The following is an 11660-nucleotide window of genomic DNA, read 5'->3' as shown; positions in this document are numbered from 1 at the left end:
CGCGCTGCAGCGCGTTGCCGATCAAGCATTCGAAGGACTCCCGCTTACGGCACGGGCCCGGTCCCAGCAGGCGTCCCGCCCCGTCGTCTCCGACGCTTCCTGAGCGCTCACGCGCGGGCTGGTGGGTTGCGCGGTCAGGTCTGCGCCGGCTCCGTCTTGTGGCGGAACAGAGTCCGGTATTCCTGGGGCGAGGTGCCGAGGTGCCGGTGGAAGGCGGCCCGCAGGGAGGCGGGAGCGCCGAAGCCGGTGAGGCGACCGACTTGTTCGACGGGCACAGCGCTCGCCTCCAGCAGTTCGCGTGCTCGGTCGATGCGTGCGTCGGTCAGCCAGGCCATCGGCGTAGTGCCGGTCTCCTCGCGGAAGCGGCGGATGAAGGTCCGCCGGGACATATGGGCTTGTTCCGCGAGGTCGTCGACGGTGAGGGGGTCTGCGAGGTTGTCGAGCATCCACTCCCGCAGGGGAGCGAGCTCGTCTCCGCTGGCTTCGGGGCGGAACTGTTCGACGAACTGTGCCTGGCCTCCCTGTCGCCGAGGCGGTGCGACGAGATCGCGTGCGCGTGTGTTCGCCGCCGCCGCGCCCAGGTCGGTGCGGATCAGGTGCAGGCACAGATCGATCCCAGCCGTCACGCCGGCGGACGTGAGGATGTCGCCGTCGTCGACGTAGAGCTGATTCGGCAGGACATCGACGTGCGGGTAGCGCCGTCGCAGTTGCTCGGCCTGCCGCCAGTGCGTGGTGGCCGGGCGCCCGTCGAGCAGTCCGGCCGCGGCGAGGGCGAAGGCTCCGGTGCAGATGGAGACGAGTCGGGCGCCTCGGGCGTGAGTCGCCCGTAGCGCCGTCAGGAATTCCGCTGACGGGATCGCGTCGAGGTCGTCGTAACCCGGGATGATCACGGTGTCGGCGTCGTCCAGCGCTTCGAGGCCGGCTGTGACGGTGATCGCGAAGCCGGATCCGGGCACGGGTCCGGGCCCGCTTTCGGCGCACACGGTCAGCTCGTAGTGCGGGTCTGTCGAGAAGATCTGCGTAGCAGTGCCGAATTCAAGCGCGAGCACACCGGGCAGCACGAGCACCGCAACGCGATGTCTGTTCGTCATAGTGGCACGATGGTAGCGCTGATTGGCATCCGTGCCACTTTTTGTACGAGGTCTGCTCTCGTAGCGTCAAAACATGACCAACACTCCTCCTGCCCTCCGGAACGGGTTGCACGGCGACGTACTCGCCCTCCCTTCCGGGCCGCTGGTCGAGGCGAGCCTCGCCGCGGCGCGGGCCGCGGTGCATCCGTCCGTACTGAACCACTGCATCCGCGGCTTCTACTGGGCCCGGCTGTTCGCCGCCCACCGGGGAGTTCTCAACGACGCGGACTACAACGAGGAGCTCCTCTTCGCCGCCAACGTGATGCACGACCTGGGAACCGGCCCGGACGCACCGGGCCGGCTCCGGTTCGAGATGGAGGGCGCCGATCTCGCCGCCGCCGTGCTGACCGGTCTCGGCGCCCCGGTCGGGGATGTCGACAAGGTCTGGGAGGCCATCGCTCTGCACACCACGCCGCAGATCCCCGAACGAATGGGGCTGCTGACCTACCTGACCTACGAAGGCATCTGGATCGACTTCGGCAAGAATGCCGACCTCGTGGCCGAGGAGCAGAGTCGGATCCATGCCGCGTATCCGCGGCTTGAGATGGCCCGCCATCTGGCCGACGAAGTCCTTGCCCACGGTGCCCGCTCCGAGACAGCCGCGCCTCCCTACGCGCTCGCCCACCACCTTGCGCAGGAGCGGGCGGCGGATGGCGTCACCTCCATGGAGCGCGGCGTGGTCAATGGGCCGTGGGGGGAGTAGCGAAGAGCCCTCACCGCCGTGGGTGAGCCGGTGAGCCTCCGCAGGCGAGTCTCCGGGTCTGCCCGAGGCGCCCTTCACCCGATCGGGTCCGCCCCGGTCATCGCCGAGCGGAAGGCCGCAGAGGCGGTGCCTCGGCCCCAATCCATATGCGAAACGTTCCTGGCTTGCCAAGAAAGCCGGGGAGTCAACCGTGAGAACCGGAGTCAAGCAGTGTCGGATTTTGCAGAGTTCACGTTCCAAGGACAGCCGGGTTACAACGAAGCAGCGGCTCGGGAGATCATCGCCAGTGTGATTCCCGTCAGGACGATCGCCATGTACTGCTTCGACCCCCGGGCGGCCGGGGCTGCGCAGGCGGTGGCCGATTACTTCGGCGACGAGGTCTACCCCGGCGAACTTCTCCTCGACGAGACCGGCAGGAAGATGGGCTCAACAGCGACGGTGTTCCCCCTCATCGTCGGGGGTGGGCGCGCGGCGGACGCTCTTCGCTCGATCACGGTCTCCCAGCACCTCTTCGGAATCGAGCGGGTTGTTGTCGTACACCACTCCTTCTGCGGCGCCACCTCCTTCACGGCGGAGGGAATCACCGCTGCGTGGAAGCATGAGCAGCACACCGACATCTCGTCGTTGTACGACTGGGACGGCATCTCCATCGCCGACTTCGAAAAGTCGCTCAACTACGACGTAAGCCTGATCCGCAACAGCCCGGGCACCCCGAAGCACATTGAGATCTACGGCCTTTTCTACGACATCGATTCCGGTGAGCTGACCGAGGTCGTTCGCGACGTTCCCGCCGAGGTCGCGTAGTAATCCGTGCGCAGCGGATGGACCGAGGCCCGCCGGCCTCGGTCCATCAGACGTTCCGCCCGGCCGGAACGGTCAGCGCTCGGCGGCGAATGACTCGATGTAGGCCAGGGCCCCGTACAGCGCGTTACGCAGGGGTGTGGACTCGCCGGCCGCCTGGTCCAGCAGTGCTCCGCCCTGGAACGCGGCGGCGAGCAGGTGGGCGAGCGCGGCAGGGTCGGCCTCCGGCCGCAGTTCGCCGCGCTCGCGCATCTTGCTCAGGCCGCGCTTGAACAGTTCCTGTCACCGCTCGAAGCCATCGGCCACCGTGTCCCGGTGGGAGGGCGCTCGGGCGCCTGGTGGCGGGCGACGATGCCGTCGGCCTGCCAGGCGAGCACCGCGCGCACCAGGGACTCCTTGGTGGGGAAGTGGCGCGTCAGCTGCGAGCCGCTGACCCCGGCGGCTGCGCGGATCTGCTCATTGTTGGTGTTCTGCGCACCGTGTTCGTAGATCAGCTCGGCGGCCGCCTTGACGATGCGTTCGCGTAGCAGGGGCAGCGCGCCGCGCGAGCACCGACCAGCATGTCCTGCTGGTCCTCCACCCCCGCCGTACGCCCTGACAGCCGGGCCTCCCGCCACGCGGGGTCACCAGCAGCCGGCGCCCACTGGGCGCGGGCCATCGGGGTGCGGGAGGGCCTGGTGCGGGCCGGAGAGCCGGGGCCGCCCGATCGCGAACCCCTCGCTTCCGCTTGCCCCTGGGGCGCACCGAAATTTGTCAGCCGTACCGGGAAGGTTCTCAGCCCCGCGGTAGTTCTAAAAGGAGTAGCAACGACTACGTGTTCTAGAAGTAGTGCAGTAGTCTCTGGTCCCAGGCATGTGAGCGCGACCGGGAAGGGGAAGGTCGATGAGCGACAATAAGTGGATGGTCGGATTCCGCCGCCGTTCTGCGGTGGGAGTGATCGTTGAGCACTTCTATCTGGTGGACGGCGCAGCAGACAGCACCGAAGCACACCGCGCTGCCGCCCGGATGGCCGAGTTCGCGTCCGAGGGTGCGGGCCGACGCGCCGGCGAACCCGACGTACAGCGGGTACAGGTGCAGCGAGTCATCCCCGACCCCCTGGGCAGGGTCAGGCTGTCCGCTCCCGTACCCGCCGCGATGGCAACGCCCTCCGCGCCCTCCGCGTGCCCGGCGACGTCGGCGGCCGAGGTGGCACGATGAGCCGCTCCTACGAACAGACCTGTTTCATCGCCCGCTCGCTCGATGTGCTGGGTGAGAGGTGGACGCTGCTGATCGTGCGGGAGCTTGCCCTGGGCCCCCGCCGCTACGGAGACCTCCTGTCGGCCCTGCCGGGCATGGGGACCAGCCTTCTTGCCGCACGTCTCAAGCACCTCGAGCAGCATGACGTGCTGCGTCGCACCACGCTGCCCGGTCCGGGCCGCGTCGCCGCCTATGAACTCACCGACCGGGGCCATGCGTTGATGCCGGTCCTCGCCGGCCTCGCCGAGTGGGGCGCAGGTCTGGGAGACCCGCCGCCCGGCTACACCGACCGCGCCGCCTGGTCCGTGGTGGCGATGCACCTCACGGCTACGGACCAGGCGGCGCGCTTCGACACCCTCACAGAGTTGGTGGTCGGCGACGAGACGCTGTGGCTGCAGGGCGACGGCGAGCGGGTACGGGTGGAGACCGGTCCGGCGCCGTTGACGCCCGGTCTGCGCCTGATCTGCGAAAAGGAAACGTTCTACGCCCTCGCGAAGGGGCAGGTCGCCGTCGATGACGCGGTGGCCTCAGGACGACTTGTCGTGGAGGGCGAGCCTGACACCGCTCGGCTGTTCTTCGAGCTGTTCCGCCTGCCCGACGGACATCGCACGACCTCCCCCTGAGCCCGTACGGCGCCCGCTCAAAGCACTCACTTCCCGACATCGGCACTTCTCTAGAAACGGAAAAAACTCATGGACCGCAATCTTTTGGTGATCGGGGCGACCGGCAAGACCGGTGGCCACACCGCCGAACTGCTGCTTCAGCGCGGCCACCACGTCCGCGCGCTCGTCCGCCGTGCCGATGAGCGCTCCGAAAGGCTCGCCGGCCTCGGGGCGCAGATCGTGGAAGGCGACGTCCTCGATCTCAACTCCCTGGCGGAGGCGACGCGGGGGATCGATGCCCTCTACTTCACCTACCCGATCCTTCCCGGCCTGATGGACGCCACGGCGAACGTGGCCCTGGCGGCGGAGGAGAACGGGGTGCAGGCGATCGTGAACATGTCGCAGGTCTCCGCCCGCCGTGATTCCGCCAGCAACGCGGCACGCCAGCACTGGGTCGCCGAGCGTGTGCTGGAGCGCTTCCCGGCGGCCGTCACCCACATCCGTCCGACCTTCTTCGCCCAGTGGCTGATCGATACCTGGGCCGACGGAACCGGCGAACTGCGCCTGCCCTTCGCCGACGGACGCCACGCCCCGATCGCTGAAAGCGACCAGGCAAAGGTGATCGCGGCCATCCTGGAGGACCCCGCCCCGCACGCCGGCAAGACCTACCCGCTGTACGGGCCAGTGGAACTCAACCACTACGAGATCGCCGAGAAGATGTCGCAGGCGCTCGGCCATCAGGTCACCTACGTGCCCATCAGCCTCGACGAGTTCAGAACCATCCTCGAAAAACGCGGCGCGCCGGAACACCTCATCCAGCACCTTCTCGCCGTCGCGGTCGACTACCGCAACGGCATCTTCGCCGGCACCAACGACCTTGTGAAGAAGATCGGCGGCACCGACCCCCTCGATGTCGAGAGCTTCGTCGCCCAGAACCGGGCGGCCTTCGACCTGCACACCGACTGAACCCTCAGGACCATCAGCACGTCAGGCCCAGCTCCTTCCGTCCCTACGCGGAGGGGCTGTGCCTGGAAAAAGGAAATCACCCTCATGGAACGCAATCTGCTCGTGATCGGGGCGACCGGCCAGACCGGTGGCCACACCGCCGAACTGCTGCTTCAGCGTGGTCATCGTGTCCGCGCGCTCGTCCGCCGGATCGACGAACGTGCCCAGAGGCTTGCCGGCCTCGGGGCAGAGCTTGTGGAAGGCGATGTCCAGGACCTCGACTCCTTGGCGGAGGCGATGCGGGGGATCGATGCCCTGTACTTCACCTATCCGATCCTTCCTGGCCTGATGGACGCCACGGCGAACGTGGCCCTGGCGGCGGAGGAGAACGGGGTGCAGGCGATCGTGAACATGTCGCAGGTCTCCGCCCGCCGTGATTCCGCCAGCAACGCGGCACGCCAGCACTGGGTCGCGGAGCGTGTGCTGGAGCGCTTCCCGGCGGCCGTCACCCACATCCGTCCGACCTTCTTCGCCCAGTGGCTGATCAACATGTGGGACGGGAGCGGCGAGCTGCGGTTTCCTTTCGCCGACGGACGCCATGCCCCGATCGCCGCCAGTGACCAGGCACGGGTGATCGCGGCCATCCTGGAGGACCCCGCCCCGCACGCCGGCAGGATCTACCCGCTGTACGGGCCGGTGGAGCTCAACCACTACGAGATCGCCGAGAGGATGTCGCAGGCGCTCGGCCGTCAGGTCACCTACGTACCCATCGACCTCGACGCGTTCGCCGCCATCCTGAAGAAGCGCGGCACATCGCCCCACATGATCCAGCACCTTCTCGCCGTCGCGGTCGACTACCGCAACGGCATCTTCGCCGGCACCAACGACCTCGTGAAGAAGATCGGCGGCACCGACCCCCTCGATGTCGAGAGCTTCGTCGCCCAGAACCGGGCGTTCTACGACTCACACACCACCTGAAACCCAGGAGAAAACAATGAGTGTTTGGTTCATCACAGGATCGTCCCGTGGGTTCGGCCTGGAAATCACGCGCGCGGCGCTCGCGGCAGGACATCAGGCGGTGGCAACCGCACGGAAGGCGGAAGCCGTCCGCGAGCAGTTCCCCGATGCGGGTGATGCGCTGCTGGCCGTACCGTTGGATGTGACCGACCCCGAGAGCATCCAGGCGGCCGTCGACGCAGCAGTCGAACGGTTCGGACGCATCGACGTCCTGGTCAACAACGCCGGCACCGGCCTGCTCGCTGCCGTCGAAGAGTCCGACGACGCCGCGGTCCGCGCGGTGTACGAGACCAACGTGTTCGGCCCGCTCGCCGTCCAACGCGCCGCACTGCCGGTACTGCGGCGCCAGCGCTCCGGCCATGTGATCAACATCAGCTCCATCGTGGGCTTCGCCACCGCGCCGGGCTGGGGCATCTACGCCTCCACGAAGTTCGCCGTCGAAGGATTCACCGAGACCCTCCACACCGAACTGGCCCCCCTCGGCGTCCACGTGACGCTCGTGGAACCGGGCTTCTTCCGTACCGACTTCCTCGACCCGACCAGCCTGCACACCGGCACCGACGTGATCGACGACTACGCGGCCACCGCCGGCACCATGCGTGAGGCCGCTACGGGGCTCAACCACGCCCAGCCCGGCGACCCGGCCAAGGCCGCCCGCGCCATCGTGGAGATGGCCGCCGCCCCCGAGCCGCCCCTGCGCCTCCAGCTCGGAGCCGACACCCTGCAAGCCTTCGACGCCAAGCTGGACAACTTCCGCAAGGAACTGGACGCCTGGCGGCACGTCGCCCTCTCCACCGACCACGACGCCGGGTAGCCGGGTAGCCGGGTCAGAACCAACCAGTCCGGACATACCCAGCCGCTGACGCGAAGCTGTTGCGCCGCCCAGCAGTGCGGGGAACTTCGCGGCAACGGAAGCATCGGTGATGCCGTCCAGGCGGGCATTCCTCACCGATTGCTGTGCGTAGTTCCCCGCGGCACCTGCGTTACGGGGCCGGAGGCTGCAAGAGCCTCAGGCCGCGGGGAAACGGCGGGCCGAAAAGCCTGTGCGCCTGTCGGTCAGTAGCCGCGCCCCCGGCGATCGCCGCCAGGCCTGCCGCGCCGGCCGGCTCCAGCACGACGCCGAGCGTACGGGCCGCCAGCTCCATGGCGGCGGCTATGGCCTCGTCGGTCACCAGGACGATCTCGTCCACCAGTTCGCAGGCCCGCCTCACCGAGGCCTCCAGCGGGGTGCGCACCGCGATGCCGTCGGCGAAGGTGACGCCGCGCTCGGCGGTGACCGGGCGACCGGCGCGCAGGCTCTCCCGCATCGATGGGACACCTGCGGCGTTGACGCCCACGATCCGGGTGCCGGGGGTGTGTTCCTTCATCCAGCGTGCGACGCCGTTGATCAGCGCGCCGTCGCCGACCGGCAGGACAACGGCGTCGAAGCGCATGCCGCGAGTGAGCTCGACCCCGATCGTCCCCGCCCCCTCGGCAACCGCCGCATGCAGGCCGTCCTGGACATGGACCCGGTCGGGATGGTTTACGGCGTGGGCGGCCGCGGCCTCGCGCGCCGATGCGCCGTCAGACCCGTTTTGACCACCCGCGCGCCGAAGGCCTCCATGCGCGCCCTCTTGGCGGGGTTGACCGTCTCGGGCACGAACACCTCCACCGGCATCCCGCGGGCCCGCCCCGCATACGCGACGGCCTGCCCGAAGTTGCCCGAGCCGGCGCACACCACCGGTGTGCCCGGGGCGAGCGTGCTCAGCATCAGGTCGGCGCCCCGGCCCTTGAAGCTGCGCACCGGATTGGCCGTCTCCAGCTTCACCGTCACCGTCCGCCCGCCCAGTGCGCGGCACAGCTGCTCGTCCACGTACTGCGGGGTATTGAGGAACACCGGGTCGACCACCCGCATGGCCTTCTCAATCCGTGCCGCCTTCCAGAGTCGAGGGCTTTCGGACCCGGCAGACGCTAGTCGAACGCTCGATCGACGCGATTGAGGATTTTCACGCCGGCACGCAATAATCTTGCGTGCCCGAGCCGTCCCCGCCCCACCTCGATTGCGCTGGCGAGGCTTGCCCAGGTCGTACAGGCCGTTTGCCGCGACCGCATTGTTGGTTAGGGTGCCAAGTAGCGACTGATTCCCAAGTCAGACACGACGGGGGGCGCGTTGGTGGGGAGTTGGCGCCGGCCAGGAGCCGAAGAGCACGTCGACCAGCTTCAGTGGCGTTGGATCGCTTGGCCGGAGTGGGCCTGGAAGGTGGGCGGCCAGTTGGCCCTCGGTGCGAAACGCTGGATCGGCGGGCTCTTGGGGCAGGGTGGGAGTCGGCTGGTAGGGCACGGTGTGCGGCGGGTGGTGCACGGGCTCATCGGCCCGGGCGGCGGTGGCCGCGACAATGCCGTTTCCGGCCTGCCCGCGGGAGCCGCGGTACTGACGGGACACATAGCCCGTGGCGCGCCCGGACTTGACGTCACCGGAGTCGTCCGGAAACAACGCCCCCCCGTCGTGCCGCGCGGTCGTCGGCGCGGGCATCGGCAGGTCGATCCGCCGGTCGTTGACCGGCTCGTGGTCCCACGGGGACTGGGGCATGAACCACTGCTGCGTATTTGGCAAAGCACCGCAGGTCGACCGGAGACGGTGGGCGTGTGACCGGCCGGTCGGCGCCCGCGGTGCTGCCCCCATCGCTGCGCGCGTGGCTCGGGCTGATGGCGTCCCTCGCCGCGCTGGTGGTCGTCGTGCTCGGGGTCCTGTATGCCGACGACAGCAAGCCCGGCAAGGTGGACGCGCGGATCGGGGCCGCGGTGGACGGTGTGGGGCCGCCGTGGCGGCACGTCGCTCTGGCCACGGACTTCTTGGGGGAGCCCGTGGGCGCGGCGACGCTGGTCGTGGCCACCGTGACGGGCTGCCTGCTGCTTCGGCGTCCTCGCGCGGCGGTGCTCATCGTTGCCGGCGTCGGCATGGCCGTGGGGACGGCGACGCTGCTCAAGTCCCTCGTGGGACGCACCATCCACGAGGGGAACCTGTCCTACCCGAGCGGGCACACCGCCTTCGTCACCGCGCTCGCCCTCGTGGTGGCGCTGCTCGCGACCGGCCGGCTCGGCCTCGGCAGGACGGCCGGCACATCACTCGTACTCGCCGCGGCGCTGGTTGCCGGCGCCGCCATGGGCTGGGCGCAGGTCGCCCTGGGTGCGCACTACCCGACCGACGTCCTCGGCGGCTGGTGCACCGCGCTGGCGGTGATACCGGCGACCGCGTGGCTGGTCGACCGGATGGCTGACTGGCTGGTCGTTCGGATGGCCGACGCCGGTCGGCGGGAGCGTCGCTGACGTCACGTCACGGCAGGTCACGTGCACGTCATGCCAAGCGGCGGAATACGGGCTTCACCGGTCGTCCGGTCAGCCAGGGGGTGGGGTCAGCGGCCTCCAGTGCCTTCCGGTACACCGCACATGCCTGGGCCACCACGTCGACGGTGTGATCGATGTCGGCGTCGCCGAGCGCGCTGCTCACCACGAACGACGGGGCCAGCACCCCGCCCGCGAGAAGCCGGCGCAGGAACAGGGTGCGGTACTGCTGCGACGGCTGCCGATTCTCGTCGAGGGTGGCGAAGACCAGGTTGCTGGCCCGGCCCCGGACGACGATGTGGTCGCCGACGCCCATGCTGGCCGCGGCGTCGCGGACACCGGCGGCCAACCGCTCGCCGAGGGTGTGCAGCCGCGCGGTGATGCCCTCTTCGACGTAGGTGGTGAGCACGGCCATCGCTGCTGCCAGGGAGTGCGTTTCCGCGCCGTGCGTGGTGGACAGCAGGAACACCCGGTCGCCGGAGTGACGCAGCCCGCCCAGCTCCATCAGATCGCGGCGCCCGGCCAGCGCGGAGACGGCGAATCCGTTGCCCAGCGCCTTGCCGAACGTGGAGAGGTCGGGGACGACGCCGTACAGGCCCTGGGCGCCCGCCTCGGACCAGCGGAAGCCGGTGATCATCTCATCGAAGATCAGTACGCAGCCGTGCCGGTCGGCCAGCTCGCGCAGACCGGCGAGGTACCTGGGCGGCGGCTCGGTGTGGCTGGCGGGTTCGAGGATCAGGCAGGCGACCTCGTCCTGGTACCGGGTGAGCAACTCCTCCGTGGCGGCCAGGTCCCCGTATGGGAACGCCACGGTGAGCTCGTTGGTCGTTGCCGGAACACCGGCGGACATCGGCGTGGTGCCGATGAACCAGTCGTCGACGGAGAAGAACGGATGGTCGGCGCAGATGGCCACCCGCGGGCGCCCGGTGGCGGCGCGGGCGAGGCGCACCGCGGCGGTGGTGGCGTCGGAGCCGTTCTTCGCGAACTTCACCATCTCGGCGGTCGGCACCGTGGCCAGGAAGCGTTCCGCGGCTTCGAGCTCCACGATGGACGGCCGGACGAAGTTGCTGCCGCGGTCGAGTTCCCGCCGCACCGCCTCGATCACGCGTGGGTGGGCGTGGCCGAGGCTGACCGACCGCAGGCCGGAGCCGTACTCGATGTAGCGGTTGCCGTCGATGTCCCACACGTGGGCACCGCGGCCGTGGCTGATGACCGGGGCGAGGTTTTCCGGGTACTGATCGTCGCCCTTGGCGTAGGTGTGCGCGCCCCCGGGGATGATGGCGTGCAGCCGCTCGTTCGCCATCCGCGACCGGGGCAGGAGGAACTCTCCGGTGTCTTCAGCGTCTTGGGGGTTCACGCCGACCTCAACTCTCTTTTTGCTTCAGGACCTCGGCGAGGCTCGGCGCCTCCCGGTCCCGCTGGGACATCGATGTGACCGGCAGCGGCCAGGGAATGGCGAGCTCCGGGTCGTCGAAGGCGATCGTCACGTCCTCGGCCGGATCGTGAGGGCGGTCGATCCGGTACGAGACGTCGGCGGTTTCGGTCAGCGCCTGGAAGCCGTGCGCGCACCCCGCCGGGATGTACAGGGTCACCTGCGTCTCGTCGGACAGCTCGAAGAAGGCCCGGTTACGGTATGTCGGCGAGTCCGTCCGCAGGTCCACGACGGTGTCGAAGATCCTCCCGTACGAGCACCGCACCAGCTTGGCCTCGCCGGCGCCGGAGCGCAGGTGCAGGCCGCGCAGCACGCCCCGGACCGAGCGGGACAGGCTGTCCTGAACGAAGGCGTCCGGGTCGAGGCCCACCGAGCGGACCACGTCGGCGTCGAAGGTGCGGCAGAAGAAGCCGCGCTCGTCGGCGTACGGCGTCGGCTCGAACAGGTACGCGCCGGCGATCGCCGGGACTTCG

General features: G+C 69.2%; 15 protein-coding genes and 1 pseudogene. 8 read left to right on the top strand and 8 right to left on the bottom strand.

The annotated features are described in order from the left end of the window. Nucleotides 1-134: 134 nt before the first annotated feature. Complete coding sequence (locus tag CCN51_RS23690; protein WP_043488284.1) at nucleotides 135-1091, bottom strand: GlxA family transcriptional regulator; 957 nt, start codon at nucleotides 1089-1091, stop codon at nucleotides 135-137. Between the two features lie 73 nt (nucleotides 1092-1164). On the opposite strand from CCN51_RS23690, the gene CCN51_RS23685 reads away from it, so the two are divergent. Together CCN51_RS23685 and CCN51_RS23680 are read left to right on the top strand one after the other, a co-directional pair. Next, nucleotides 1165-1833, top strand: a complete 669-nt coding sequence (locus CCN51_RS23685) for an HD domain-containing protein (protein ID WP_063647586.1) — start codon at nucleotides 1165-1167, stop codon at nucleotides 1831-1833. Between the two features lie 288 nt (nucleotides 1834-2121). Beyond that, a complete protein-coding gene (locus CCN51_RS23680; RefSeq protein WP_211303247.1) occupies nucleotides 2122-2637 on the top strand; it encodes a carbonic anhydrase in 516 nt (171 codons plus the stop codon). Between the two features lie 72 nt (nucleotides 2638-2709). On the opposite strand, the gene CCN51_RS57765 is transcribed toward CCN51_RS23680, so the two are convergent. Further along, complete coding sequence (locus CCN51_RS57765; RefSeq protein ID WP_014182136.1) at nucleotides 2710-2886, bottom strand: hypothetical protein; 177 nt, start codon at nucleotides 2884-2886, stop codon at nucleotides 2710-2712. A gap of 5 nt (nucleotides 2887-2891) precedes the next feature. Then, nucleotides 2892-3251 carry a TetR/AcrR family transcriptional regulator gene (locus CCN51_RS57760; RefSeq protein ID WP_014182135.1) on the bottom strand — a complete coding sequence of 120 codons (360 nt, stop codon included), beginning with the start codon at nucleotides 3249-3251 and terminating at the stop codon, nucleotides 2892-2894. Nucleotides 3252-3516: 265 nt separating this feature from the next. Between CCN51_RS57760 and CCN51_RS23670 the strand changes: the two genes are divergently transcribed. From CCN51_RS23670 to CCN51_RS23650, 5 genes are all read left to right on the top strand, one after another. Continuing rightward, complete coding sequence (locus CCN51_RS23670; protein WP_043488279.1) at nucleotides 3517-3831, top strand: hypothetical protein; 315 nt, start codon at nucleotides 3517-3519, stop codon at nucleotides 3829-3831. Beyond that, nucleotides 3828-4493: a winged helix-turn-helix transcriptional regulator gene (locus tag CCN51_RS23665; RefSeq protein ID WP_014182133.1), complete on the top strand. Its 666-nt coding sequence runs from the start codon at nucleotides 3828-3830 to the stop codon at nucleotides 4491-4493. The genes CCN51_RS23670 and CCN51_RS23665 overlap by 4 nt, the downstream gene beginning before the upstream one ends. A 69-nt stretch (nucleotides 4494-4562) precedes the next feature. Continuing rightward, a complete protein-coding gene (locus tag CCN51_RS23660; protein WP_014182132.1) occupies nucleotides 4563-5438 on the top strand; it encodes an NmrA family NAD(P)-binding protein in 876 nt (291 codons plus the stop codon). An 84-nt stretch (nucleotides 5439-5522) separates the two neighbouring features. Then, a complete protein-coding gene (locus CCN51_RS23655; protein ID WP_086860063.1) occupies nucleotides 5523-6395 on the top strand; it encodes an NmrA family NAD(P)-binding protein in 873 nt (290 codons plus the stop codon). A gap of 16 nt (nucleotides 6396-6411) precedes the next feature. Continuing rightward, nucleotides 6412-7248 (top strand): oxidoreductase, encoded by an 837-nt coding sequence (locus CCN51_RS23650; protein ID WP_014182130.1) that lies wholly within the window; start codon nucleotides 6412-6414, stop codon nucleotides 7246-7248. A 169-nt stretch (nucleotides 7249-7417) separates the two neighbouring features. On the opposite strand, the pseudogene CCN51_RS59305 reads toward CCN51_RS23650, so the two are convergent. The 3 genes and pseudogenes from CCN51_RS59305 to CCN51_RS23640 all read right to left on the bottom strand — a co-directional run. Beyond that, nucleotides 7418-7933 (bottom strand): annotated as a pseudogene (locus CCN51_RS59305) (pyridoxal-phosphate dependent enzyme); the annotation flags it as partial. Nucleotides 7934-7956: 23 nt separating this feature from the next. After that, on the bottom strand, nucleotides 7957-8328 hold the full coding sequence (locus tag CCN51_RS59300) for a PLP-dependent lyase/thiolase (protein WP_063647584.1): 372 nt from the start codon (nucleotides 8326-8328) through the stop codon (nucleotides 7957-7959). A gap of 234 nt (nucleotides 8329-8562) precedes the next feature. After that, a complete protein-coding gene (locus CCN51_RS23640; RefSeq protein WP_014182129.1) occupies nucleotides 8563-9003 on the bottom strand; it encodes a transposase in 441 nt (146 codons plus the stop codon). Between the two features lie 56 nt (nucleotides 9004-9059). Here CCN51_RS23640 and CCN51_RS23635 point away from each other — a divergent pair, with 56 nt between their 5' ends. Next, nucleotides 9060-9740, top strand: coding sequence for a phosphatase PAP2 family protein (locus CCN51_RS23635; RefSeq protein ID WP_014182128.1), 681 nt, complete (start codon nucleotides 9060-9062; stop codon nucleotides 9738-9740). 28 nt (nucleotides 9741-9768) lie between these two features. Here CCN51_RS23635 and CCN51_RS23630 read toward each other — a convergent pair whose 3' ends face one another. Continuing rightward, on the bottom strand, nucleotides 9769-11112 hold the full coding sequence (locus CCN51_RS23630) for a glutamate-1-semialdehyde 2,1-aminomutase (protein ID WP_014182127.1): 1344 nt from the start codon (nucleotides 11110-11112) through the stop codon (nucleotides 9769-9771). Between the two features lie 7 nt (nucleotides 11113-11119). Then, nucleotides 11120-11660 (bottom strand): dTDP-4-dehydrorhamnose 3,5-epimerase (gene rfbC, locus CCN51_RS23625; RefSeq protein WP_107426056.1); only part of this gene is annotated, 541 nt, incomplete at its 5' end.

Source organism: Streptomyces milbemycinicus (genome assembly GCF_002154605.1).
GTDB lineage: Bacteria > Actinomycetota > Actinomycetes > Streptomycetales > Streptomycetaceae > Streptomyces > Streptomyces milbemycinicus.
The sequence above is the reverse complement of the archived record's forward strand: the minus strand, read 5'-3'. Positions and strand labels throughout refer to the sequence as shown.

Bases quoted from the DNA above. Each gene is read 5' to 3' on its own strand.
- CCN51_RS23690 (WP_043488284.1), bottom strand. From the start codon at position 1,091: ATGACGAACAGACATCGCGTTGCGGTGCTCGTGCTGCCCGGTGTGCTC.
- CCN51_RS23685 (WP_063647586.1), top strand. From the start codon at position 1,165: ATGACCAACACTCCTCCTGCCCTCCGGAACGGGTTGCACGGCGACGTA.
- CCN51_RS57765 (WP_014182136.1), bottom strand. From the start codon at position 2,886: ATGCGCGAGCGCGGCGAACTGCGGCCGGAGGCCGACCCTGCCGCGCTC.
- CCN51_RS23670 (WP_043488279.1), top strand. From the start codon at position 3,517: ATGAGCGACAATAAGTGGATGGTCGGATTCCGCCGCCGTTCTGCGGTG.
- CCN51_RS23665 (WP_014182133.1), top strand. From the start codon at position 3,828: ATGAGCCGCTCCTACGAACAGACCTGTTTCATCGCCCGCTCGCTCGAT.
- CCN51_RS23660 (WP_014182132.1), top strand. From the start codon at position 4,563: ATGGACCGCAATCTTTTGGTGATCGGGGCGACCGGCAAGACCGGTGGC.
- CCN51_RS23655 (WP_086860063.1), top strand. From the start codon at position 5,523: ATGGAACGCAATCTGCTCGTGATCGGGGCGACCGGCCAGACCGGTGGC.
- CCN51_RS23650 (WP_014182130.1), top strand. From the start codon at position 6,412: ATGAGTGTTTGGTTCATCACAGGATCGTCCCGTGGGTTCGGCCTGGAA.
- CCN51_RS59300 (WP_063647584.1), bottom strand. From the start codon at position 8,328: ATGCGGGTGGTCGACCCGGTGTTCCTCAATACCCCGCAGTACGTGGAC.
- CCN51_RS23640 (WP_014182129.1), bottom strand. From the start codon at position 9,003: ATGCCCCAGTCCCCGTGGGACCACGAGCCGGTCAACGACCGGCGGATC.